This window comes from Streptococcus sp. SG2, assembly GCF_030439925.1.
Taxonomy (GTDB): domain Bacteria; phylum Bacillota; class Bacilli; order Lactobacillales; family Streptococcaceae; genus Streptococcus; species Streptococcus gordonii.
This window is the reverse complement of record NZ_JAQFJD010000002.1, coordinates 224,990-250,216: the sequence shown is the minus strand read 5'-3', so window position 1 is coordinate 250,216 and position 25,227 is coordinate 224,990. Positions and strand designations below refer to the sequence as shown.

The following is a 25,227-nucleotide window of genomic DNA, read 5'->3' as shown; positions in this document are numbered from 1 at the left end:
TAGTCTAACAAGACTATTATACCACGATTATGAAATATTCTGACATTTCTAATAATAAAAAAATCTCTCTACCTGAGATAGAAAGATTTATAAATTACTAGATCACTTGAATCACTAAACGTAACAAGGCCACTAAAATTACGCCACAAACCACTGTCAAAATTAAGTTTTTATACTTAAATGCTATGTAAGTTGTTGGAAAAATCGCTAGCAAATCCAGCCATTTAAAACTTGGCAGCTGACCTGTTTTAGCATTGGTGACACTGGACAGGATAAGGGCAAAGATAATGGAAACTGGCAGATATTTGAGGAAGCGCTCTACCATAGGTGGAAGCCCCTTGTACTTGACTAGGATAAAGGGCAAAACCCGCGGAATCCAAGTGACCAGGGCTGACAAAAGAATGACCAACAAGATATATTTACTTATCATCCAAGATCACCCCCACCGTACAGCCTAGCAAGGTTGCAAAAAGCACCGCCAGCGAATTTTGAAGCAGCATGGTTAGGAGCAAGTAGCTAAGGCCCACCACACCTAAGACTAAAAAGAGCTTCTTTATCTTGACCCGTCGCAGCATGATTGTAAACTGAGAAGAGAAGATTCCGATAAACATGGCGACTAGGGCAAAGTCCAGGCCAAAGCTCTCAGGATTGGGCAGAAGGCCACCTAGAGCTGTTCCCAAAATTGTACCCAAAATCCAAGCAGTATAGCCCATAAAATTATTGCCCATCATCCAACTCGCAGCGATTTCCTCTGTATGTGCCCGCTCCCCCATCAAGACTCCATAAGATTCATCCGTCAAAAAAGAGCCGATGACAATATTCTGAGTCAAGCTAGACTTACGAAAAAGAGTTGATGCATGTAAACCGAGCAGAAGATTCCGGATATTAATAAGAAAAACGGTCAGTGCGATGGCCAAGACTGGCGCCTGCTGGGCGAATAAACCAATCATGGCAAACTGGGCACTGCCTGCATAAACCAGAATACTCATCACCCCCATCTCCAAGGGATTCATATGAGGTGCCGCCATGATGCCGCAAGCTAGACCAATTCCAATATAGCCCAGAGCCGTTGGCACTGCCGCCTGCGCCCCCTGTTTAAATGTCTGTCCGCGCATTCTTCTCCTTTACTCCATGGTTTCAAAAGCCAGACTCGGCTTAGCATTCAGGTCCAAACTGGCAAAATTCTTCTTATTCCACTCGCTGACACTAGCATAAGCAATCATACCAGCATTGTCACCGCAAAGGCGCAGAGGTGGAATAATCACCTTAACATCCTGAATCTCAGCTGCCAAGCGCTCTCTCAGACCTTGATTGGCCGCAACACCGCCCGCCACGACCAGAGTCTTGACTGGATATTTTTCCAACGCTTTCTTAGTCTTGGCCATAAGAATATCCATGACCGCCGCCTGAAAGCTTGCTGACAAGTCTTGGTTAGACAAAGATTCTCCTTTTTGCTGTGCATTGTGGTGCAGGTTGATAAAGGCCGATTTGAGACCAGAAAAAGAAAATTCCAGATTATCTTCCTTGATCATGGCCCGCGGAAAATCATAAATATCTTTGCCTTGATGAGCCAGCTGATCAATCTCCCTGCCTGCCGGATAGGTCAGCCCCATGACTCGACCGACCTTATCATAGGCTTCACCGACTGCATCATCTCGAGTTTCCCCCACAATCTTATAGTCACCAGCCTGACTGACATAGACCAGCTCAGTATGACCACCGCTGACTAAGAGGGCCAGCAAGGGAAATTCCAAGGGCTCCACGCTCTGGGCTGCCATCAGGTGCCCGGCCATATGATTGACCGGAATCAAGAGAATATCATGAGCCCAAGCAAAGGACTTGGCCGCTGCCAAGCCGACCAGAAGCGCCCCAACCAGGCCAGGACCGTAGGTGACGGCCACAGCTGTGACTTGCTCCTCACTAATCCCTGCTTCTGCCAAGGCCTCCTCAATACAAACCGTAATAACTTCCACATGGTGGCGGCTGGCAACTTCCGGTACCACTCCGCCAAAACGCTTGTGGCTCTCAATCTGGCTGGCAATGACATTGCTCAAAAGCTCAGTTTCATTCTTCAGAACCGCCACACTGGTCTCGTCACAAGACGTCTCAAAGGCTAAAATATATCTATCTTTCATGGATCTCTCTTTTCATGACAATCGCATCTTCCACCGGAGCATAATAGTAGGCCTTCCGCCGCGCGATTGCTTCAAATTTTTCTTTTTTGTAAAATAGCAGAGCTGGCTTGTTGGACTCCCTCACTTCAAGAAAAATTTCTTTGTCTGCTGGTAAAAAGTCAAACAAGGCTGTCGCGATTTTCCGCCCCTGATAGCTAGGCAATACAGCAATCTGCAGAACTTCTACTTCAAAGTCTGTTTCCTGCCAGACTAAGAAGCCGACAAGCTGACTCCCATCTTCTGCTAGCGCACAACTGTTCACATCCGAGCGCAGAACCTCTTCCATTTGCCCCATCGTCCAAGGGCTGACATCATAAACTGCAAGTAAAAGCTGTTCCAGCTCTTCTGCGAGAGTTGCCGCGTCCATATCTGAGCTATCGCTCCATTTTTTTATCTCAATCATAGGCGCTGAATGTAAGAATCGCTGGATTCCTGGTGGGTCTTTAGCCAATTTTCCTCGGCCTCTACCCGCTTGAGATAATTAGGAACAAAGTCATGAATAGACTGGGCTGGCAGTTCTAAGCCTAGACGACCAATAGTTGCTGCGTCTGGTAAGGTCGGCTGAATGGCAGCCTGAGGAAGAGTTGCCTCAATCTGCTCCGCAAAAGCTGCTGTCTCTCCGACAAAAGTGACTGGCTGGTCAGCAGCGCCAGCTATTTCCAAAACCTCTGCCAAAGGTAGATGAGCTTCCGACCGTACAGCCTGACCAGACTGGTAAAAGCCAGCGTAGACATTATTGCGGCGGGCATCCATGACAGGAATGACCAAGCCTTCCACCTGCTCTGGGACTAAAGCTAGCAAACTAGATACACCAACCAGCTCAATCTTGAGGGTATGCGCCAGAGTCTTAGCTGTCGCCACCGCAATTCTCAGACCTGTATAGCTACCTGGTCCCTGAGCTGCTACGATACGATCCAAATCCGTCGGTTTCATGTCCAGACTATTCATGAGAAAATCAATAGCCGGCATAAGGGTAATGCTATGATTTTTCTTAATATTGAGCGTAGTCTGAGCCAATAGATGCTCATCTTCTAAAATAGCTAGAGACAGTGCTTGATTAGAAGTATCAAAAGCCAATAATTTCATTCTTATCTTTTCCTTACTCGATTGTCTGCCTTATATTATACTACGAAGAGTGCGATTTTCCAACTTCTTTTCCCTTTAGACAGAAGAGAAAAATGAAAACGGCTTCCTCTTCTTTTTGGATTTCTAACTTTTACTAATAACGCATTTTATGATATAATTGTTATAATTGTAACGAACCAAGATTAATCTATTACCCAGAAAACTAAATATAAAAAAACAGCTGATAACTTGGCTGCATGTTTGTTGTAGATTAATCGTGAAATGAAAGGAAATAGAATGATTTATAAAGTTTTTTATCAAGAAACAAAAGACCGTAGCCCACGTCGTGAAAACACTCGCTCTCTTTACTTGGAAATTGAAGGGGATAACGAACTCGAGGGACGTATTAAGGCCCGTAAACTGGTTGAAGAAAATACTGATTACAACATTGAGTTTATCGAACTCTTGTCTGACAAACACTTAGAATACGAAAAAGAGTCAGGCACTTTTCAAGTAACGGAGTTTTAAACCATGTCCTATACTTTAAAACCAAAAGAAGTTGGCGTTTTTGCCATTGGTGGTCTAGGAGAAATTGGTAAAAACACCTACGGAATCGAATATCAAGACGAGATTATTATCGTTGATGCAGGTATCAAATTTCCAGAAGACGATCTTCTAGGGATTGACTATGTCATCCCCGATTACTCCTATATTGTAGAGAATATCGACCGTGTCAAAGGTGTTCTTATTACTCACGGTCACGAAGACCACATCGGTGGTATCCCATTCTTGCTTAAACAGGCTAATGTACCTATTTATGCTGGACCTCTGGCACTAGCCCTTATTCGTGGCAAATTGGAAGAGCACGGACTTTTACGCGATGCCAAACTCTACGAAATCAACCAAAACACTGAACTGAAATTTAAAAACCTTAAAGCAACTTTCTTCCGTACGACCCACTCTATCCCAGAGCCTTTAGGAATTGTGATCCATACTCCTCAAGGTAAGATTGTCTGTACCGGTGACTTTAAGTTTGACTTTACTCCAGTCGGTGAACCAGCTGACCTGCACCGTATGGCAGCTCTAGGCGAGGAAGGCGTTCTCTGCCTACTATCTGACTCGACCAATGCTGAAGTTCCTACTTTTACTAATTCTGAAAAAGTGGTCGGACAATCGATTATGAAGATTATCGAAGGTATTCATGGACGCATCATCTTTGCTTCCTTTGCCTCAAACATCTTCCGTCTTCAACAAGCTGCAGAAGCTGCGGTAAAGGCTGGACGCAAGATTGCGGTCTTCGGTCGATCTATGGAAAAGGCGATTGTTAACGGGATTGAATTAGGCTATATCAAGGTTCCTAAAGATACCTTCATTGAGCCAAATGCTATCAAAGACTACCCTGCTAGTGAAGTCCTGATTATGTGTACCGGAAGTCAGGGTGAGCCTATGGCAGCCCTGTCACGTATTGCTAACGGTACTCACCGTCAGGTTCAGCTACAGCCTGGAGATACAGTCATCTTCTCATCTAGTCCTATCCCTGGTAATACGACTAGCGTTAACAAGCTGATTAATATTATCTCTGAAGCTGGTGTAGAGGTTATTCATGGTAAGATTAACAACATCCACACCTCTGGACACGGTGGCCAGCAAGAGCAGAAACTTATGCTCCGCTTGATCAAGCCTAAATATTTCATGCCAGTCCACGGTGAATACCGCATGCAGAAAGTCCATGCTGGGCTAGCCGTTGATACTGGAGTTCCAAAAGACAATATCTTCATCATGAGCAACGGCGATGTACTAGCTCTGACAGCTAATTCTGCCCGCATAGCTGGTAGTTTCAATGCTCAAGATATTTATGTCGATGGAAACCGTATTGGTGAAATCGGTGCTGCTGTCCTGCGCGACCGTAAAGACCTATCAGAAGACGGGGTGGTACTTGCTGTCGCAACAGTCGACTTTGAATCACAAATGATTCTAGCAGGCCCAGATATTCTCAGCCGTGGCTTCATCTACATGCGTGAGTCTGGTGATTTGATTCGCCAAAGTCAGCGTCTTCTTTTCAATGCTATCCGCATTGCCCTCAAAAATAAAGATGCCAATATCCAGTCTGTCAACGGTGCTATCGTCAACGCCCTTCGTCCTTTCCTTTATGAAAATACTGAGCGCGAACCAATTATTATTCCGATGGTGCTTACACCAGACGAAGACAACTAAAAAATAGCTTTGCCACTTGGGCAAAGCTCAGATTGAAGACAAACATCGTTTGAGTGTTTGTCTTTTTATATCTTCAGCGCTACTATTCTCAAAATAGGCTGGAATCTTTATCAAAATAGTTTTCAGCGAAAAATAAAAAGGCTTCCCCGCCATCATTTTTACCAATTTTTTGATATTCAGGCATGCCAAAGTAAGTCCAACTTTTGCCTTCATTTTGGACTTACCTACTTCTCTCGTATAACGTAGATTGTGGTATTCTTTGGCCGTGCCAAAAAGCCGCTCCACCGTTTCTTTACGTTTCTGGTAAAGTTCCTTGCTTCCCTTTTGATGCCGAATCTCCTCACAAATCTCTAAATACTCCCTCCAAATATGGCGAGTAACGACTTTCTGTTTCTTTTTACTTTCTGTGCAACTGGATAACAGAGGACAAATTGCGCAAATCTTAGGATCACTTTTATACTCACGATAGCCATCGCGATTTGTTGTAGAGTAAGCTAACACTTGATTTTCAGGGCAAAGATAACAGTCATAGTAGTCATCATAGATAAAGTCCTTAGGGCGAAGCTTCCCTTTCTTTCCACGAGGGCGAGTATAAGGGAATACAGGTGTAATATTTTGGTCAAGGAGGAATTTTGCAATACTTGGAGTCTTGTAGCCAGAGTCGGCGATAAGGTAGTCAGATTGGAGCCTTTCCAACTGTTCAAAAAGTGCAAGAAAAGCCTGACTGTCATGCACATTGCCAGCATCGATACTATAAGCTAGTGCCCATCCATGCTTATCGCATCCTACTTGGGCATTGTAGGCGAACACTTCCTTATGCTCCCCTTGTGAAACCAACCACTTTCAGGGTCTGTAGTAGAATTCTTCTTCGGTTCAGCCTCGCTTTCTTTTGCGGGCCCGAGAGACTTTTTTCAGTACTTTTTCCGATCTAAGCCAATCTCAACTTCCAGTTGCTCACTCATAAACCTAGCTTGCTTGTCTAGAACTTGATGAGTATATTTATGGTTATTGGCTGTGGCCTTGATATGAGTCCCATCAATAAAAATCTCAGTCGGGTCAATCAAACCTTGCCCCCATACAATGGATAGGACATAATGAAAAAATTCCTCGATTACTTCCTTATCTTGAAAACGACGATTGTAATTTTTGCCATAAGTGGTAAAATGAGAAACCTTATCGTTTAAACTCAAACCCAAAAACCAGCGATAGGAGGGATTGACCTCAATGTCCCTGATAGTTTGGCGCATGGAACGTATACCGTAGAAACATTGGATGAGAGGGATTTTAACTAGCATAACAGGGTCTAAACTAGGACGACCTTTATCTTCAGAATAAGTATCTGCGACTAAGTCATAGATGAAGGAAAAATCGATCACTTGCTCAACCTGACGAAGAAAATGGGCTTGCGGAACGAGTTCATCTAGCGTGTAAAAACCAACTTGATTGCGGTTGTAGTCTAGATTTTCTTTGTGAAACATAGGGAACACCTCACAACTTTTCTTACCTCTATTATACGACTTTACACAAAGAAAAGCCCTTAGAAATTTGTAGTTCTAAGGATTTTGTCTTCAATCTGAAAGAACAATTTCAACTGTTCTTTTTTTGTACTTATTTTTATGAACCAACCACTACTCTTTCTCTTTATTAAACTTCACGCCGCTTCCGATACTTGACTTCAAAACCACTCTAAAAAATATCGAAAAGAAGTTTGATATTGAGAATGGTTAAGATAATGGAAACTGCGTAACCTAGGATTGTGTTCCACTTGGCATTAGTAAATTCTCCCATCAGTGACTTCTTAGAGGTTAGATAAATCAAGGGGAAAATTGAAAACGGAAGAGCGATTGAAAGAAAGACCTGTGAATAGACCAATAACTGATCCAAGGTTTTTTCTTGATGCCCAAACAAAACGGCGACTATAATCACAGGTAGCAAGGCAAAAATACGTGTACCGATACGGATAAGCCACTGAGGCAATCTTAGATGTAAGAAACCTTCCATGACAATCTGTCCTGTCAAGGTACCTGTAATGGTCGAATTCTGGCCACTTGCTAAGAGGGCTAAAGCAAACAAAGTTGACAGAATTGAGCTAGCTATCGCTCCTGCTATCGTCGAATCCTGTAAAGCATTGTACATTTGGGAGAAAGCTGAAATTTCAGATGCATGACCAAAAAAGAGGGAGGCACCTAAAATGAGAAGCAAGGAATTTACAATAAAGGCTAGAGACAACTGAAGATTTGAATCCCAGGTCATAAAGCGCACTGCTTTTCGAACATCCTTCTTATCTTTGTGATTTATTTTCCTTGTCTGGGATAGAGAGGAATGAAGATAGAGATTATGGGGCATGACTGTCGCACCTACAATCCCTAGAGCCAAGGTCAATTGACTTTCATGACCTGGTAACGGTGTTTCAAATAAAGTTGAAGTTGGTAAATAACCACCAATAATCCCTTGGATACTTGGATTGGATAAGGCCACAAGATAGGTAAAGATGGCTAATATGGTTAAAATAAGGGTCGTAACAATAGCTTCAATTTTTTTGAAACCAAATTTCATCAATAAAAGTAATAAAAATACATCTAAAACGGTTAGAAGGATAGCAATCATAATCGGTATTTTAAACAAAAGATTTAAGGCAATCGCTGAACCTAGAACCTCAGCCAAGTCTGTCGCCATTAAAGCCAATTCTAAAATCACCCACAAACTATAGCGAAGCCACTTGGGAGCATGATGAGCTGTTGCCTGCGCTAGGTCCATCCTAGTCACGATACCGAGCTTTCCAGCCATCTGTTGTAACTGCATAGCAATGATGGATGAAATCAAAATAACAAATAAAAGACTGTACTTGTAGGAGGCACCACCAACCACGCTGGTGATCCAGTTTCCTGGATCCATGTAGCCAACTGCCACAAGTGCACCAGGTCCTAAGAATGCTTTTAGATTTTGCCAAAAATGATTGTTATTTGGAGTCTCAATAGATTGATTGATCTCAGAAAGAGAGACTTTTTCATAAGAGGACATAGGGATTTCCCACTTTCTAATCTGTCTTTACATATTTCTTAATATAATATTTTTTGAAAGAATGATGAAAATAGTTTACCTATTTCCAATTCACCCTTATTATATCACATTTTGTAATGATTCCTAAGAAAAGAAATGATAGTTGAAATAGGCAATATCAGTATTGTAAAAGCCAGCGTTTTTTGTAAACTTTAATGGTGTTTGGCAATTGACTTCCATCTATTTGAAACAAGCTCAGCCTAATCTCTTAATCAAATGATATTTGGTAATGCCCTTTTGTGGGACATCTGCTAGACTGGCGTAGATTTCATAACCTTGTTTGAGGTAAAAATCCTTGGCCTGATAGGATTTGGTGGATAAGGTAATACTAGTTGCTCCTGCTTCTGCAGCCTTTTCTTCTAGTTCTGTCAATAGAGATGCTCCCAAGCCTTTTTTTGGTTCGCTTTATCCACTACCAAAGCTTTTATATGAATATTTTCCAGCACCTGTTGGGCATGGAGCAAGGCAATTAATCGATCATCCTCCTTCCGCGTCAGATAATAATCTCTGGGCTCTAGTTTTTCAAGCATATCTGAACCAAAGCAGACTTCATATTGCTCATCAAAAACCCGCTTAATAAAATCATCAAATTTTTCCATCTTACTTCTCCTCCACGAAAAAGCAGGAGACTTTCAGGCCACCTGCTCTATCATTAGTATAGATCTAAATAGTTATCAATTTCCCATTGCGAAACAAAGGTTGCGTAGCTAGCCCACTCGATACGTTTAGCCTCTACAAAGCTAGTATAGATGTGGTTTCCAAGGGCATCCTTGACGACTTCATCCTCAGTTAGAGCCTTGATAGCATTGTGTAAAGTTGAAGGAAGGTCTGTAATACCAGCTTCCTTTCGTTCTTCTGCTGACATAACATAAATGTTCTCTTCAACAGGAGCTGGTGCCTGAATCTTATTTTCAATTCCGTGAAGACCCACTTCAAGAAGAACAGCCATAGCAATATAAGGGTTAGCCATAGGGTCTACAGAACGCAATTCCAAGCGAGTTCCCATACCGCGAGATGCTGGCACACGAACCAAAGGAGAACGATTTTGCCCTGCCCAAGCGATATAAACTGGTGCTTCGTAGCCAGGAACCAAACGCTTATAAGAGTTGACGGTTGGATTCATAATAGCTGTATAGTTGTAGGCGTGTTTGATCAAGCCACCCAAGAAATAGTAGGCTGTATCCGACAATTGCATACCTCTTGGATCCTCAGGATCAAAAAAGGCATTTGTCCCATCTTGATTAAATAGAGACATATTACAGTGCATACCTGAACCAGCAATACCAAACTTAGGTTTGGCCATAAAAGTAGCATACAAGCCATGCTTACGAGCTATGGTCTTAACAACTAGTTTAAAGAGCTGGATTTTATCACATGCACGTAGAACTTCATCATATTTAAAATCAATTTCGTGTTGACCAACAGCTACTTCATGGTGACTAGCCTCAACTTCAAATCCCATACTTGTCAAAATATTGACAATCTCTCGGCGAGTATTATCAGCTAAGTCTGTCGGAGCTAAATCAAAATAACCTCCTTTATCATTCACCTCTAAAGTAGGATCTCCATTTTCATCCAACTTAAAGAGGAAGAATTCTGGCTCTGGTCCAAGATTAAAGGATTTAAAGCCCAGCTCCTCCATGTGCTTGAGGGCGCGTTTTAAGTTGCTACGCGGATCTCCCTGGAAAGGAAGACCTTCTGTCGTATAGACATCACAAATTAATCCTGCAACGCTACCATTTTCATCTCCCCAAGGGAAAACAGTCCAAGTGTCCAAATCTGGATATAGATACATATCCGATTCGTTAATCCGAACAAAACCTTCAATAGAAGAACCGTCAAACATAGCTTTGTTAGATAATACTTTGTCTAACTGTTCATCTGTTGCAGGGATTTCCACATTTTTCATTGTTCCCAAAATATCTGAAAACATAAGACGGATAAAGGTAACATTTTTTTCTTTAACTTCGCGCTTGATATCAGCAACTGTAATAGGCATGGTGATCTCCTTATGGAATAAAACAATAGTTATGGTCGTTTTAATTGACCAAATGTCGGCACAGAGGATGCAAATCTACTCTGTTGCACAATGTCGTTGTGTAGTGCACGTCGAACGTCTTTTGCGCTCACTGGTTTTTTGGCCATTGCTTCACGTTCAGCATACTTACGCTTGATTGCAGCAATATTATAGCCTTCAGAAATATAGTCTTTTATTTCCAGCAAGCGATCCATGTCATTTAGGGAATACATACGACGATTCCCTTCTGTTCGCTCAGGTGTAATCAGCTGCTGATCCTCATAATAGCGAATCTGCCGAGCCGTTAAGTCTGTTAATTTCATAACGCTGCCGATTGGGAAAACTGCTAAATTACGACGCAGTTCTTTTTCTTTCATTACATCCTCCTTTCGTAAGATATGAAAATTCTAAAAACTAAAAGAAAAACAAACTAGCAAGCCTGCTTTAGTGCGAGCATGTGATAGTAGAAAAAATCACTCTTCTTTTCGGATAAAAAGAAATTCTAATCATTCTTTCTAAGTTTTTAGTTGGAATTCAACTCCTTACTTGTATGACCAATATCAGCAAATGAAGCAAAAACTTCACTCTCCACTAGCCAAGATTACCACTATTATATTCCTAAAGATTTATCCTGTCAAGAAGGAATGTTACTTTTTCTGACATATTTATTTGCTTTTCTCTTTTCTAAAAAAAGAACGCAGGCGATTAATGTCATAATTTACTAACATGGCAACGAATACACCAAGAAATGTCTCAAAAATCCGGGCAAATACGTAAACAATCGTATCCCCTTCAGAAACCGACAGTGTAATAATCAAGAGAGCTGATACACCACCAATTACCCCTGCTTTATTGTTCATGGCAACATTGGTCATAATCGTTAGCATGGTACAAATCGGAACAAAAAGCAAGGTGACCCAGAGCTGATCTTGAAAAACCTTATTGATGAGGAAAAAAATCAAGGCATAAAAGCCACCGATGCTATTTCCTAAGATACGAGAAGTACCAAAATGCACGCTCTTATCAAAATCTTCCCGCAAGCTAAAAACGGCTGTCAAAGCTCCTATCTGCAGGCCACCCCAGCCAAATAGACTAAACATCAAGAGAATGATAAAAACCGCCAACCCTGTCTTAAAAGTCCGCATTCCTAATTTGAATTTCGATTTATCAAACTTGTACTTGCTAAAATAGTTCATTCCTGACCCTCTTTCAAATCAAATTACTTTCATTCTAACATATTTTCCAACAAAAAGCCTTCTTATTTGCAACGTCCTCTCATTCTCACCCTCTATATCAAAATAAAAAAGATCTAGAGCAAGCTCTAAATCTTCAATCAAATTAGTTTGGATAGATATACGTTACATTTCCCAAAAATTCATTGGGGTTAAAATAACCGCGATAATTATCAATTTGCTTTTGACGATTGTAATTAGCTTCTAGCACTTGGATTGTACCGTCGCTCTGAACGTCTGTAACATAAGCAACGTGACCATACTCTCCTCCGTCCCAAACAGCGATTGCGCCTACTGTCGGAACTGTACCAGTAACATAACCTTGATTGCTGGCATTGATAGCCCAAGTATTGGCATTCCCCCACCAGTTGCTTGCCCAAGGAGCTAATTCCTTAACGCCCCAAGTACATTGTCCGATTGGATAAGAGTTACCATAGTCAGTCGGGGTATTTAAAACAACATCATCTACATCAGATACCAAATCCGCATTACTGCTCACACCATAACCTGAATTTGCATAAGTAGAAGTAGCGCCGTCCACTTCCAAAACATCACCTGGGTTGATTGTATCAAAAATAGATTTGCCATTTTTCGCAGCTAGATCATAAGGGCTCATTCCGTGAGCACTAGCAATTCCAAAGAAAGAATCACCTTGTTGTACAACATAAGAATCTGCATGTGCAACTTGAAGACCAGCTATAGCTGAAAGAGCTGTAGAAGCAACCACAAGAGCTGTTTTAATAAATATTTTTTTCATAAAATGATTTTCTCCGCAAAATTTGATGTTAGCATAATCATACCTTATTTAGATGTCAGTTATCTTATCCCAATATTTTGAAATGATTACAAATTCTATATATTTCTGATACATAAATTATATAGAAAAGTAAAAAAGAAATAAGGCCGGAACACTGGGTTCCAGCCTTAAAATCTATAGAGTCCTAAATTACCAACTCAGAATAGCTGACAGAAACAGCAAAGATGAAATAAGTTCAAGCTATTTGATTAATCTTCTTTGCGCTTTGCTAGACCTAATCCTAAGAAACCAACAAGGGCAGCCAAGCCTAAGTAAGGCATATAAGTCGCATCATTTGTTCCTGTTTTTGGAAGTGTAGTTAATTCTTTACCAACAGAAACAGGAATTGGTGCTGAAGGATCTTCAACTTTTGGACTAGGAACTTTTGGTTCTTTTGGTGTCTCAGGTTTGTCAGGATCCTTTGGTTTTGGCGTTGGAATTGGTGTCGGTTTGTCTGGTGTTCTTGGTATTGGAGTTGTTGTACGTACTGTGTTAGATGCATAAGCAACCTTATTAACAGTATTTACATAAGTATTTTCAAATGTTCCAATAGCAATTCTGCGCATTTGAAGGTAGGTTTCAGCTTGGAATGGTGAATCCAAACTAATCTTTTGTAAGAAGTCTTCCTTGAAACGAACAGTTACAATACCATTTGTAGCATCTGTTTCAGCAGTTGTTTGAGACGTTAGATCTGTACCTGCCTTAATCACTGAACCATCTTTCATTGTCAAGTTCAGAGAGCTGAATGTCTTGTAATTACCAGTATACTGATCACCAGCTTGGTCATAATCATCCACAAAGCTGTAATCTTCTAATTCCTCTGAATGATTTTGTGGAATGAGGCCACCAATCAGACGATAGTTAAATGTTTGATACAATTGAATTGTTTGACCATCCAGATTTTCACTAGTTGGATCTAGACTCACTGTTACGTCTTTTTTCGGTGTGATTTTCGGTACGTTGTTAACCACTACTTCTGTAGCATAGCCATTTCCAAAATCAATTTGATAGGCCTTGTTTTCATACTTACCACCTGTCTTACCAAATTCAGACTTAACAGTCATCGGATCTGTAATGACTAGTGATGTTCCAGTTGCTACGTATTGCTTGTAAAATTCTTCTGGATTATCAGCAGAGAAGAGTTGGAAAGCACCCTTAACAGTAATGTTAGCTTTCTTCAACAAGTCTTGAACTTTCTTAGGAGCAGCTTCTAGACTGTCATATTGTTGAACGCTGACACCTGATACTTGATTTCCTTTTTCATCTGCAACCTTAACCAAATCAGGGCGAACATCTAAAGCTTCCTCTGGATAATCATCTACGTAGTAGAAGCCGTTTTGGATTGCTTCCTTAGAAGATTTATCACCTTTATATTGATCCAAATCCCATGTTAATTCGTAGTAGTTGGTTGAACCAGCTAAAACTTCTTTTCCATCGATATTAAGGCCTTCTTTATTCTTATTTACTTTCGTTGGCTTAATATAGTTGTTATTTGGATTATCAGGATCATTTGGTTTACCAGGAGTCGTTACACGAACAACATTTGACTTAATACCATAAGCATCATTGACTGTCAAAGTGAAGTTATTCGTATAAGTTGCCCCATCGTTCAATACTCGACCAACAACCGTTGGATGAAGAGTCTCAACAGGTTTAGTTAAGTCAGCATTGTATGTTGCCAATGTCTCATCAGTCGCCTTAAAGGTTACAGTATGACTGGCTTCATCATAAGTTGTATCAAAGCCTGTACTTGCAGCCTTAGTTGCATCCAAGTCAAACTTATAACCAGTTGGTAGCGGATCTACCAATACAAATGAAGTAGTTTTTGGACGTCCAGCTGTCAACGCTTCAGTTTTCAATTCAAACTTAACAATTGACTGTTTAGCAACCAATGTCCGATCAATATCTACACCATCCTCATTCTTAATTTCTTTATTAATCTGAGGCTGAGCTAATAAACTGCTATAGTGGAAATGAACTGTCGGTACAACTGGTGGAGTCGGCAACTGCTTAGGAGTTGGTGCTAGCGGTGGAGTTGGCAATGGATCATATGTTGGCTCTTCCGGTTTTGACGGCTCCGGTTGATCTGGAGTCTTAACTGGCGGAGTTGGCTCATTTTCATATGTTGGTACTACTGGTGCTGGCTCCAATGGTTTCTCTGTCTCATATGTTGGCTCTTCCGGTTTTGACGGTTCCGGTTGATCTGGAGTCTTAACCGGTGGAGTTGGCTCATTTTCATATGTTGGTGCTACTGGTGCTGGCTCCAATGGCTTCTCTGTCTCATATGTTGGCTCTTCCGGTTTTGACGGCTCCGGTTGGTCTGGAGTCTTAACTGGTGGAGTTGGCTCATTTTCATATGTCGGTGCTACCGGTGCTGGCTCCAATGGTTTTTCCACTTCATAAGTAGGAGCTTGTGGTTCAGTTGGCGCTACTGGTGGAGTTGGTTTTTCCTTGGTAACCCTAGGCACATTGACCGCACGAATCTTACCGTTTAGTGAATACCAAATATTTGGTCTTTTAGCTTCCGTATTATCTTTTCCAGAAACAACTGGCATTTGAGATTCAGGCATTACTAGAGTAGCAGAGATAGCCCCTACTGTTACGCTATTGTTTGGACCAGACATACGGATGGCACCAGCTCCATACCAAGAGTTAGGTGCATCAGAACTGTCCCAACCTGATCCTTCTTCGCCGCCCCGTTTATACATAGTCCAGCGGGCACCACCCTGATCTTTCCTAAAATTGAGAGTATCAGTTGCGTAAATCTTGCCATCTTTTTCTCCAATAGAAGAACCTGAAATCTTAACGAAAGTTCCAGTATAGTCTTTAGCCATCTCAATGGAGTTATGTTCTCGGTTGAGGGAAGCAACAGATAGAAGAGCATTGTCAAAATCAATCGGTTTCCCATCTTCATCATAGAAGGTAAATTCATTTTTAATAAAAATGGACGTGTTCTTTTCAGGTACACCATTATAAGCAGAGGCAAAGACACCTAGAGTTGGATCGGTAAAGATACCTAACCAAGCCTTGTCAACATTTTTGAATTTTGAATCGGAATCAAGTGTATACTTGAAGACGACCTTAGAAATCTTTTTACCATTATAGTAAGATTTTTCAAGATTTGTATAGGTAGCTGTCACGCTTTGACCGCGTTCCAAGAGGACAGATGCAAATTTTACCACTGTGTCATTGCCGACAGTGGTTGTCCAACCAGCCTTATCCCCGAAATTGCCGTAAAGTTCCATGGAAGAAGTCACATCATCGGCTTGTTGAAGGTAACTAACATTAAGGTTATCAGGCTGAAGAATCTTTTTAGAATATTGAGCTGTATCATGACTAAAGGCCTCATCAACTGCAGAAGCTTTCAGCATTTTTCCATTAGTTGTCAATGATAACTGTGCATTTGGCTCTGAATCATAAACTAAATTTTGAGCAGACGGCTCTGACAAGTTACCATCTTCGTTTTTATGATTTTCAAGTTCTGCAAGGGCAGCTTTAATTTTGGCCTGTTCATCTTCATAAGCCTTCAACTTAGCCGGATACTCAGCCAACTCTTTCTTATATTTGGCAAGATCAGCTTCATATTTAGCTAATTTTGCTTCATAGTCAGTTTTAGCTGCGGCATTACGTTGCTTGATTTCTTCGTTTTCAGCTTGGAGCGCTGCATTTTTTGCCTTGTTGTCTTCAACGGCCTTCTCATAAGCTGCTTTAGCATCCGCATTTGCCTTTTGAACACGAGCCAATTCCGTCTGATATTCGGCTAGCTTAGCTTGATAGTCTGCTTCACTGTCTTCGTTGGCTTTCTTTACTGCTGCCAAATCTGCTTCATATTGCTTCAATGCTGCTTCATAAGTCGCTTTAGCTGCGGCATTCCGTTGCTTAATGGCTTCATTTTCAGCTTGAATGGCTGTATTTTTAGCTGTGTTTTCTTCAACAGCTTTTTCATAGGCTGCTTTAGCATCAGCATTTGCCTTTTGAACACGTGCCAACTCCGCTTGGTAAGCTGCTAATTTTGCTTGGTAGTCAGCATCATTATCTTCCTTAGCTTTTTTAATAGCTGCAAGATCTGCTTCATACTGCTTCATCGCTGCGTCATAGTTTGCTTTGGCAGTTTCATTGCGTTGCTTAATCGCTTCATTTTCAGCTTGGAGTGCAGCATTTTTAGCAGTATTTTCCTTTACTGCTTTTTCATAAGCTTCTTTAGCTTCAGCATTCGCTTTTTGAACACGAGCCAATTCTGCTTGGTAAGCTGAAAGCTTATTTTGATAATCAAGCTGACTGTCTTCATTAGCTTTTTGAACAGCGGCTAAATCTTTTTGATATTGAGCTAGCTTCGCTTCATATTCTGCCTTTGCTGTCGCATTAGCATTGTTGATTTTTTCAACTTCAGCTTGATGAGCTTTCAAATCTTCTTGATACTTATCTTCAGCAGCTTTGTTTTCAGCATTGATTTTATCTGTTTCAGCCTGATGAGCCTCTACTTCTTTTTTATAAGCTTCAGTTGTTTTCTTTATTTCTTCTGCTTGTTTAGCGTAATCACTCTTGATTTCAGCTTGCTTTTGCGCATTTTCTGCGGCAGTTGTGGCTGTACCTTTATCGCTTGTTTGATCTTGTACAACATTGACACCTGCTGCTTTGGCATCCGTCACTGCTTTATTTAAATCATCAGCAGATACTTCTACTGGCAGAGCACCATCTTTAGAACCAGCCTGTGCTTGACTTTGGCTTGCTGCTTCAGTTGCTTCTCCCTGTGCTTCAGGCAGATTAGTAGCTGGATTCCCAGTTGTAGTGACTGCTACATTTGCTGTACTATTTGTTTCTGTAACTTCATCAGCCAAAACTTGCTGATCTGCAATAGCAATCAAAGCTGCCCCTAAGACAGCTCCACATAAAGTCTTAGCGACTTTACTTTTACGAAAACCAAAAACTTCTTTTCTTTTGTTCATTTCAAACCTTTCCTTTAAGCATAATTAGTTTTATACATCAGTCTAATAATAGCAGTTTTACAGACTGTATGCAACTAATTTACCTACTTTTTTTCTAAAGAATAGATGAAAGCCTTTTATCCACAAAATCAGGTCAGAATATTAGATAAAAAGATGGCTAAAAGCCATCTTTTTATGATATCTTATTTCTCTGTAAGTGCTGCAAGACCTGGTAGAACCTTACCTTCAAGAAGTTCCATTGAAGCACCACCACCAGTAGAGATCCAAGAGAATTTGTCTGCACGGCCAAGGTTGATAGCTGCAGCAGCTGAGTCACCACCACCGATGATTGATTTAACGCCTGGTTGTTTCACGATAGCGTCCATGACACCGATTGTACCAGCTTGGAAGTCAGGATTTTCAAATACACCCATAGGTCCGTTCCAAACAACAGTCTTCGCACCAGTCAAAGCTTCATCAAATTTAGCGATAGATTTAGGACCGATATCCAAACCAAGGAAACCTGGATCCACTGCTTCACCTTCAGTATCTTTCACTTCAGTGTAGTCAGCAAATGCGTTTGCTTCTTTTGAGTCAACTGGCAAGATCAATTTACCGTTTGCTTTTTCAAGAAGAGCTTTAGCGACATCCAATTTGTCTTCTTCTACAAGTGAGTTACCGATTTCGATACCTTGAGCTTTGTAGAATGTGTAAGTCATCCCACCACCGATAAGAACTTTATCAGCTTTTTCAAGCAAGTTTTCGATAACACCGATCTTGTCAGATACTTTTGAACCACCAAGGATAGCCACGAATGGACGTTCTGGAGCTTCAACTGCTTCTTGGATGTAGGCAATTTCATTTTCAAGAAGGAAACCAGCAACAGCTTTTTCAACGTTTGCTGAGATACCTACGTTAGATGCGTGTGCACGGTGTGCTGTACCAAATGCATCGTTTACGAAGATACCATCTCCAAGTGATGCCCAGTATTTACCAAGTTCAGGATCGTTTTTAGATTCTTTCTTGCCGTCAACATCTTCAAAACGAGTGTTTTCAACCAAGAGAACTTGTCCATCTTCAAGAGCATTGATTGCTGCTTCCAATTCAGCACCACGAGTTACACCTGGGATAAACTTAACGTCTTGACCCAATTTAGCAGCCAAGTCAGCAGCTACAGGAGCAAGTGATTTACCTTCTTTGTCTGCTTCTTCTTTTACACGTCCAAGGTGAGAGAAGAGGATTGCACGTCCACCTTGTTCAAGGATGTACTTGATAGTTGGAAGAGCTGCAGTGATACGGTTGTCATTTGTGATCACGCCATCTTTTACAGGAACGTTAAAGTCAACACGAACGAGAACTTTTTTCCCTTTCAAGTCAACGTCTTTTACAGTCAATTTTGCCATTGGATATGACTCCTTCTATTTTTAATACATGATAATTATATCACAAAAGATGTAAAAGAGGTAGCAAAATCCAATCATTTCCCCTGCTTAATTATATCCGTTTCATCAGCAAAGTAGTCAATTCATTCACACTTAAACCGTAATAAGTTGTTTTTATACCTTAAAAGCTCCTCATCTAAAACAACCAAACCTCCCATATGCAGTTTACGGGAGGTTCGATAATTTAGTCAGGTTAGCAGTCTTTTTACAAACGCCTTTTTCCTTTACATCTAATTACATTGATTTCTTAATCTTCTTTTTTCTTACCTGCTAGGAGAAGGCCACCGAGAGCCGCCAAAAGGATTGACTCTGCTACAAATGATGCTTCTTGGCTAGCTGTATTAGGTAAGTTGCTTGCAGACGTTACAGTATTTTCTTTTTTAACATCCAGAGAATTAACTTCTTCCTTGGCTGATTGAGAAGATGAATTTGCTAAGTTCTGACTTTGATAATTTGCAGATCCTCTATCCATTTCCTGATAGTTTAGATGCTCAACAGTTGAATTTGCATTCGGTTGAACTGGACTCAAACGACCATCACCTGGTAACTGAGGATGAAGCGGTTTAGAATTATCATTACTTGGAACAGTAGGCTTATCAGGTTCAGATGGTTGATCAGGCTTGAGTGGCTGGTCAGGCTCACTTGCTTTTGGTGTCTTGTAGACAAGAGCATAGTGAGTAAAGTGAGGCGCCGTGAAGATAACCTCATTGCCTACTTGCTCAAAGGCTAAAGATTGGACTGGTTGATTATCTGGGAAGAAGAGAACTTGTTCAACTTCCTTGCCAGCTTCTACTGGTATTTTAACGAGAGAAGCATGCTGGGTATCAATATCTCGTCCCTCTTTATCTACTCCCTCTATGTCATATACCTTACCAAGTCTACCTGCAAAGGCTTCTTTTTCCGCAGCATTAGCCTCAACAACTCCGACTTTCAAGCCTTTAACTGGAGTGGTTTCCTTATTTGAAAATTGAACTTCAACTCCTGTAGCTGAATCTACAAAGACAGTCGGTTTGTCTTCTTTAAGTAGAGCAATCAACGCTTGAAGAGAAGTTTTGGCTGTTTCAAGCGCTTCTGGGGTTACTTCTGAAGAGGCCAATAGATCTTTATTTTTATTCAATAAATTGAGTAAAGCATCTCCAGAAGGATGATTTGGCTTTTGTGCAAGCAAGTCTTGAGCTTCTGTTGCCAAAGTATCCAATTCAGAAGTTTTGGTTGCAAAATTCTTTCGGCCATCCAAAGCCTTAAATGCTTGAGTCAGTTTAGACAGACTTTCGTCAACCTGTCCTTGTGTACTTGTATCATGGTCTTTCAGGATTTGCTCTGCACTTGCGATTTCCTTGAGCAAGGCATCTTTGTTTTCCTGACTTGCAAAGCTGAAATCAACCTTATTTTGCACAGCAGTGGCTTCTGCCAATTTTTGCTTCAAATATTCATCATTTAGAGCTGGTTTTGGCGATACAAACACATCATAAGTTGTCGTCACACCACGATAACTAATCGAAATTGTTTGGCGTCCTTCTTTGTGAGCATCATATCCTATAACTTGGACACCTGCTTCATCTAAAGCATGTTCTTCAGTTGTTTCATCATCAAAAACTAGACGGAAACGTCCCCCTTGGGTCTCAAGACTTTCACCAACAATGTAGTCTGTTTTAGGTTTTTCAATCAATTCAAGTCCCACAGGTGTCTTCTCTCCTGCTTCGCTATGACTGACAACATAAACTGTCAGTGATTGATCCAGTTTTTGGCCCAGATAAGATACTTGTAAATGCTGCTCTCCTAATTTAGAAGGATCATAGCCAGTTACTTCAACCCCGCTATTTGATAGCTGAATCAACTGATCCGCTTCTCCCCCTTTAAAGCTGACACGAATGGTACCACCCTTCAGAGATAGAGCATCTCCTTGACGATAAACCTTTCTTTCAGGTGCTGTTTCAAGTTCGACTTTAGATATTTCTTTATCTTCTTTAGGTACTTCAATAGCTAGCACATTACTAATATCCTTACCTGCAACTTGTGAGCGATAATATAGTAAGCTAGGCAGTTTAGCAAAAGCAAGAGGTTTAAAGATGAGATTACCGTCCTTATCAGCTGTCATAGTTGCAATCGGTTTTGTCGCATCGCTGCTATCATAGAGGGATACTGTCGTCTTAGCTGGCACATCTTTGAAGCCTACTTGGACATGTCCATTTCCAAGAACACGTGCAGCAGCATTTTTCATCGGAATATTAACTGTCTCAGTATCTAGGCTTTCATACATCTTCCAGTTATAAATCCGAATTGCCCGCCATGGAGTCCCGTTATCAGCTGTAATGACATCTAAGCGCCAGTCTTGTGCTCGAATTGGCTTATCTAATACAATATCTGACACATGGTCCTTATTGCCCCGGACAGCCTTGGCTAATTTCCATTCGCCAGCTTCATCCTTGTAATATAGATCAAAGTCTCGCGTATTCATCTTACCATCATCAACAGACTCTCCGCCAGCTCCAGCATGTTCCATAACCCAGCGGGTTACCGTGCGTGGCTGAGTCAAGCGAATGTCTACCGTTCCGCTTAGTTGGGCAGAGGACCATTTATCTGACAGACTGGTAATAGTACCATTCAGCATGCCTTCAATACCTTCGCTTCCATCTGCATCAGGGAAGCTTGAAGCGGTCACTTTGGCTCCTAAAACTACATTCGGCGCTAAAGGTTTTGGTAAAGAAGTATCGGAAACTTGCATGCCCCAATCAAAGTCAACCGTCCCTGCATCTGAACGAAGACCGTTCTTTCCTACCGCAACGACTTTTAGCTCTTGCTTACTACCCTTGGCACTAGCTGAACGAGTCACTTTAGCCAAATAAGCTGATGTGCCAGAAGTTCCAGTTACTAGACGCCATTGATCACCATCCTTTTCATAGATTTCATAATAATCTGCATCTGCACTTCCCTTAAACTGTAGCAAGGCTTCGGCTTCCTGAGCATTTTGAAGACGTTTAGCTTTTACAACGACATCCTTTGGCGCAGCTGGTTTCTCTTGGTTAGCATAGATGGATAATTGTCCTAGATTAAACTTATAATCTTTGACATCACTGTCGTGGTCAAAGAACATTTTAACCCCATAAATCGTTTTACCAGCTAGAGAAGATAAGTCAAAGGTCTCTGTCTTCCAGTCTTTGCTAGTTTTGAGTTCTTTCCATTCGTACTCAGAATAATCTGGTTTGGTCGCAAGAGCAACCCAAGCACTCGTTCCTTGACCACCTTTATGCGTTAGGCTAAGTTTGGTCTTATCACTAACTGGAATCTTAGTTGAATAAAGCATAACATTCTGGCTGCTATTTGCATCCAAGTTTCCCTCAAAAGCTAGTGAATTTCCACCGTTATAGGCTTCATCAAAATCATAGCGCCCCTTCAGAGGTGCACTACCTTCCGAGTGCTGAATCCACCAACGCCAAGTCGGCAAGAAGCCGGATACCGAACGATAGTTCCATTCTCCATCTTTAGAAACTTTTCCATCTACAAACCAACGTTTCCCGTGACCAGTATTAAAGGAAGTATTAAAATCAGGTTTAGTGATAGCTGTTTTATCAACTACCAAGTTTGACATACCATACCAAGATTGGTCAGCTGGTTTCCCCTTACTAGGATCACCTTGGAAACCTGTCCAGAAATAATTTTCATGAGTATGGTAGCCCTCACCTGTTTTACCAAGACCAGTGATAGTATCAGGTGCATACAGACCTAGAGAAAGACGGAGTTTCCCATTTTCATCTAGAATGGCATCCCAGTCCACATTGGTCTTGTAAGAACCGCCCTTTTGTAACTCTATCCCAGCCAAAACATCGTAAGGATTGCGTTTAATCCATTTTGCAGTACTGATTGAATAATCTGTCTCTGCTTTACCCCAGTTAAAGTTAGCAAAGAAAGTATCGACTGGATTTTCACCATCTTTAGGCTGCATAAACTGATAATTATATTCTCCAAGGGCATTTTCATGATAACGACCATATTCGTAGGTCATGGCATCATACCAAGAATATTTAATCGGGTAATTCAAAGAACGTGCATACTCTTTTGTATAGAGCAAGAAGTCACGCATTTTAGGTCCTAAAGGCTCTACCTGACTACCAGTTGTTTCTTGGTTAATAAAATAGCCATCATAACCATAATACTTGGCAAGCTCAACTAATTTACGAGCAATAGGAAAGGTCTTTGAACCTTCAGAATCTTCTTTTAAGGCTTCTGCAAATCGTTCCTGATCCTTAGCGCTGGAAGACCAATTAAAAAAGAGGGTACCATAGATAGGAACGCCATTTCTATGCGCAGCATCAATGACATCTGAAGTAGGAACTAACCCATCCCAGAAAACCATCGAGTGTAAATATTGCCAATAATCGAAGGCATAGGCCTTAAATTCCTCACCGCCAACAGAAGCATGGTCAAGTGCTTTAGAGTTCATATTAGACAAGGCCTGAACCTTAGCCTCTGGATTTGCTTGCTGATTGATTTGATGCCCTTGATAACGTTCAGCCAAAGGCACGCTAGCACGGTTAATCTCATCATCTTCTCGAGCCCCAGGTTTCCAATTTAGCAAATCTTGCCAAGTATCAAACTTAACTTCTTTTGGCTTTAGTTTTTTCTCTTCTTGACTTGGTAGATCCTCTACGACTTTTGCTTCCTTAGTTGCAGGTTTTTCCTCTTTCTCTGCGACAGTTGCTATATCTTGACTCTCTACTACTGGTTTTTTATCTTCAACAACTGCTTGATTTTCTGTATCTGGCTGTGCTGCTTGACTTGCCTCCTCTGAAGCAGCTTTCCCTTGTGCTTCCTCTGACGCCTCTTCCTTCGGGGCATCTGCATTGACTAAAGCCACATCACTAGCTTGGGACAAGTCTGTAAGCTTCTCTTCTGCCGAAACATTTGCCACTCCAAAAAGAGCTATCCCTACTAAAACAGAACAAACTCCCAAGCTTAACTTTCTGATGCTAAATTTTTGCTTTTTATAAAATTCCATGTTTACCTTGACTCCTTCTCTTCTTTTCTTAGTTTTGCGACTATCCAATTCTAAATACTAACACCACTCCCTTTTAAAGTAATCGCTTACATTTCTCTTTAAAAAAGAAAACTTCATTCAAAACCATTCTACCCTTTGCTTACTTTCATTGTCAATCCTTTCTATCCCATCCTATAAATAGGGCTTAAATCTCTAAAAAAAGTACAAAAAAAGAGAGCTAAGCTCTCTTTTTCTATACTATGAATTATTTAGCGATTTTCGCGAAGTATTCAAGAGTACGTACAAGTTGTGCAGTGTAAGACATTTCGTTGTCATACCATGAAACAACTTTAACCAATTGTTTACCGTCAACGTCAAGAACTTTAGTTTGAGTTGCGTCAAACAATGAACCGTAAGACATACCTACAACGTCTGAAGAAACGATTGGATCTTCAGTGTAACCGTATGATTCGTTAGCAACAGCTTTCATAGCTGCATTTACTTCATCAACAGTAACGTTCTTTTCAAGAACAACTACCAATTCAGTTACTGATCCAGTTGGAGTAGGAACGCGTTGTGCAGCTCCGTCCAATTTACCGTTCAATTCAGGGATAACCAAACCGATTGCTTTAGCAGCACCAGTTGAGTTAGGAACGATGTTAGCAGCACCAGCGCGTGCACGACGAAGGTCACCTTTACGGTGTGGACCGTCAAGGATCATTTGGTCACCAGTGTAAGCGTGGATAGTAGTCATCAATCCTTCAACAACACCGAAGTTATCTTGAAGAGCTTTAGCCATTGGAGCCAAGCAGTTTGTAGTACATGAAGCACCTGAGATAACTGTTTCAGTACCATCAAGAATATCGTGGTTAGTGTTAAATACGACTGTTTTAACATCTGATCCACCAGGAGCAGTGATAACAACTTTCTTAGCACCACCAGCATGCAAGTGTTTTTCAGCAGCTGCTTTAGTAGCAAAGAAACCAGTTGCTTCAAGAACGATTTCTACACCGTCGTTAGCCCAGTCAATGTTTTCTGGGTCACGTTCAGCAGAAACTTTAACGAATTTACCGTTAACTTCGAATCCACCTTCTTTTACTTCAACAGTACCGTCGAAACGACCTTGAGTTGTGTCATATTTCAACAGATGTGCAAGCATTACAGGATCTGTAAGGTCGTTGATGCGAGTAACTTCAACACCTTCTACGTTTTGGATACGACGGAATGCAAGACGACCGATACGACCGAAACCGTTAATACCAACTTTAACTACCATTCGTGATTTCCTCCTTATGAAAATCAATAAATATTTTATGTGAAAAGAGTA

General features: G+C 41.1%; 16 protein-coding genes and 2 pseudogenes. 2 read left to right on the top strand and 16 right to left on the bottom strand.

The genetic code is table 11. From position 1 onward, the window contains the following. Positions 1-97 precede the first annotated feature (97 nt). From PCY09_RS05085 to tsaB, 5 genes are read right to left on the bottom strand one after another with little or no spacing between them, the layout of a single operon-like run. Positions 98-430 (bottom strand): AzlD domain-containing protein, encoded by a 333-nt coding sequence (locus PCY09_RS05085; RefSeq protein ID WP_061596209.1) that lies wholly within the window; start codon positions 428-430, stop codon positions 98-100. After that, positions 420-1,115 (bottom strand): AzlC family ABC transporter permease, encoded by a 696-nt coding sequence (locus PCY09_RS05080; RefSeq protein WP_125396800.1) that lies wholly within the window; start codon positions 1,113-1,115, stop codon positions 420-422. Before PCY09_RS05080 ends, PCY09_RS05085 begins: the two co-directional genes overlap by 11 nt. Positions 1,116-1,124: 9 nt before the next feature. Beyond that, the gene (tsaD, locus tag PCY09_RS05075; RefSeq protein WP_125396799.1) at positions 1,125-2,135 is read right to left on the bottom strand and encodes a tRNA (adenosine(37)-N6)-threonylcarbamoyltransferase complex transferase subunit TsaD; all 1,011 of its coding nucleotides are present in this window, start codon (positions 2,133-2,135) and stop codon (positions 1,125-1,127) included. Continuing rightward, positions 2,125-2,577, bottom strand: a complete 453-nt coding sequence (gene rimI / locus PCY09_RS05070) for a ribosomal protein S18-alanine N-acetyltransferase (protein WP_061596215.1) — start codon at positions 2,575-2,577, stop codon at positions 2,125-2,127. Before rimI ends, tsaD begins: the two co-directional genes overlap by 11 nt. Beyond that, positions 2,574-3,260 (bottom strand): tRNA (adenosine(37)-N6)-threonylcarbamoyltransferase complex dimerization subunit type 1 TsaB, encoded by a 687-nt coding sequence (tsaB, locus tag PCY09_RS05065; RefSeq protein ID WP_061596217.1) that lies wholly within the window; start codon positions 3,258-3,260, stop codon positions 2,574-2,576. The genes rimI and tsaB overlap by 4 nt, the downstream gene beginning before the upstream one ends. Before the next feature lie 276 nt (positions 3,261-3,536). Here tsaB and PCY09_RS05060 point away from each other — a divergent pair, with 276 nt between their 5' ends. Beyond that, entirely contained in the window at positions 3,537-3,767 is a 231-nt protein-coding gene (locus tag PCY09_RS05060; protein WP_061411731.1) for a DNA-dependent RNA polymerase subunit epsilon, read from the top strand. 3 nt (positions 3,768-3,770) lie between these two features. Further along, entirely contained in the window at positions 3,771-5,453 is a 1,683-nt protein-coding gene (locus tag PCY09_RS05055) for a ribonuclease J (RefSeq protein ID WP_011999752.1), read from the top strand. 65 nt (positions 5,454-5,518) lie between these two features. Here PCY09_RS05055 and PCY09_RS05050 read toward each other — a convergent pair. The 11 genes and pseudogenes from PCY09_RS05050 to gap form a co-directional block, all read right to left on the bottom strand. Continuing rightward, positions 5,519-6,931 (bottom strand): annotated as a pseudogene (locus PCY09_RS05050) (IS1182 family transposase). A 208-nt stretch (positions 6,932-7,139) separates the two neighbouring features. Further along, positions 7,140-8,474: an Nramp family divalent metal transporter gene (locus PCY09_RS05045; protein ID WP_002896638.1), complete on the bottom strand. Its 1,335-nt coding sequence runs from the start codon at positions 8,472-8,474 to the stop codon at positions 7,140-7,142. A gap of 234 nt (positions 8,475-8,708) precedes the next feature. Then, positions 8,709-9,112 (bottom strand): annotated as a pseudogene (locus PCY09_RS05040) (GNAT family N-acetyltransferase). A 53-nt stretch (positions 9,113-9,165) separates the two neighbouring features. Then, positions 9,166-10,512 (bottom strand): type I glutamate--ammonia ligase, encoded by a 1,347-nt coding sequence (glnA, locus tag PCY09_RS05035; protein ID WP_060553174.1) that lies wholly within the window; start codon positions 10,510-10,512, stop codon positions 9,166-9,168. A 29-nt stretch (positions 10,513-10,541) separates the two neighbouring features. After that, positions 10,542-10,907, bottom strand: coding sequence for a MerR family transcriptional regulator (locus PCY09_RS05030; protein ID WP_008808234.1), 366 nt, complete (start codon positions 10,905-10,907; stop codon positions 10,542-10,544). A 288-nt stretch (positions 10,908-11,195) separates the two neighbouring features. Further along, on the bottom strand, positions 11,196-11,726 hold the full coding sequence (locus tag PCY09_RS05025) for an aromatic acid exporter family protein (protein WP_008808233.1): 531 nt from the start codon (positions 11,724-11,726) through the stop codon (positions 11,196-11,198). Positions 11,727-11,868: 142 nt separating this feature from the next. After that, positions 11,869-12,519, bottom strand: coding sequence for a CHAP domain-containing protein (locus PCY09_RS05020; protein ID WP_008808232.1), 651 nt, complete (start codon positions 12,517-12,519; stop codon positions 11,869-11,871). 248 nt (positions 12,520-12,767) lie between these two features. Beyond that, positions 12,768-17,504, bottom strand: a complete 4,737-nt coding sequence (locus tag PCY09_RS05015; protein WP_125413796.1) for an antigen I/II family LPXTG-anchored adhesin — start codon at positions 17,502-17,504, stop codon at positions 12,768-12,770. 182 nt (positions 17,505-17,686) lie between these two features. Continuing rightward, complete coding sequence (pgk, locus tag PCY09_RS05010; RefSeq protein WP_011999746.1) at positions 17,687-18,886, bottom strand: phosphoglycerate kinase; 1,200 nt, start codon at positions 18,884-18,886, stop codon at positions 17,687-17,689. Positions 18,887-19,172: 286 nt separating this feature from the next. After that, entirely contained in the window at positions 19,173-23,921 is a 4,749-nt protein-coding gene (locus tag PCY09_RS05005; RefSeq protein WP_125396796.1) for a bacterial Ig-like domain-containing protein, read from the bottom strand. 244 nt (positions 23,922-24,165) lie between these two features. Then, a complete protein-coding gene (gene gap, locus PCY09_RS05000) occupies positions 24,166-25,176 on the bottom strand; it encodes a type I glyceraldehyde-3-phosphate dehydrogenase (RefSeq protein ID WP_045505322.1) in 1,011 nt (336 codons plus the stop codon). Positions 25,177-25,227 lie beyond the last annotated feature (51 nt).

Coding starts and splice junctions, on each gene's coding strand:
- PCY09_RS05085 (WP_061596209.1), bottom strand. CDS start 430: ATGATAAGTAAATATATCTTGTTGGTCATTCTTTTGTCAGCCCTGGTC.
- PCY09_RS05080 (WP_125396800.1), bottom strand. CDS start 1,115: ATGCGCGGACAGACATTTAAACAGGGGGCGCAGGCGGCAGTGCCAACG.
- tsaD (WP_125396799.1), bottom strand. CDS start 2,135: ATGAAAGATAGATATATTTTAGCCTTTGAGACGTCTTGTGACGAGACC.
- rimI (WP_061596215.1), bottom strand. CDS start 2,577: ATGATTGAGATAAAAAAATGGAGCGATAGCTCAGATATGGACGCGGCA.
- tsaB (WP_061596217.1), bottom strand. CDS start 3,260: ATGAAATTATTGGCTTTTGATACTTCTAATCAAGCACTGTCTCTAGCT.
- PCY09_RS05060 (WP_061411731.1), top strand. CDS start 3,537: ATGATTTATAAAGTTTTTTATCAAGAAACAAAAGACCGTAGCCCACGT.
- PCY09_RS05055 (WP_011999752.1), top strand. CDS start 3,771: ATGTCCTATACTTTAAAACCAAAAGAAGTTGGCGTTTTTGCCATTGGT.
- PCY09_RS05045 (WP_002896638.1), bottom strand. CDS start 8,474: ATGTCCTCTTATGAAAAAGTCTCTCTTTCTGAGATCAATCAATCTATT.
- glnA (WP_060553174.1), bottom strand. CDS start 10,512: ATGCCTATTACAGTTGCTGATATCAAGCGCGAAGTTAAAGAAAAAAAT.
- PCY09_RS05030 (WP_008808234.1), bottom strand. CDS start 10,907: ATGAAAGAAAAAGAACTGCGTCGTAATTTAGCAGTTTTCCCAATCGGC.
- PCY09_RS05025 (WP_008808233.1), bottom strand. CDS start 11,726: ATGAACTATTTTAGCAAGTACAAGTTTGATAAATCGAAATTCAAATTA.
- PCY09_RS05020 (WP_008808232.1), bottom strand. CDS start 12,519: ATGAAAAAAATATTTATTAAAACAGCTCTTGTGGTTGCTTCTACAGCT.
- PCY09_RS05015 (WP_125413796.1), bottom strand. CDS start 17,504: ATGAACAAAAGAAAAGAAGTTTTTGGTTTTCGTAAAAGTAAAGTCGCT.
- pgk (WP_011999746.1), bottom strand. CDS start 18,886: ATGGCAAAATTGACTGTAAAAGACGTTGACTTGAAAGGGAAAAAAGTT.
- PCY09_RS05005 (WP_125396796.1), bottom strand. CDS start 23,921: ATGGAATTTTATAAAAAGCAAAAATTTAGCATCAGAAAGTTAAGCTTG.
- gap (WP_045505322.1), bottom strand. CDS start 25,176: ATGGTAGTTAAAGTTGGTATTAACGGTTTCGGTCGTATCGGTCGTCTT.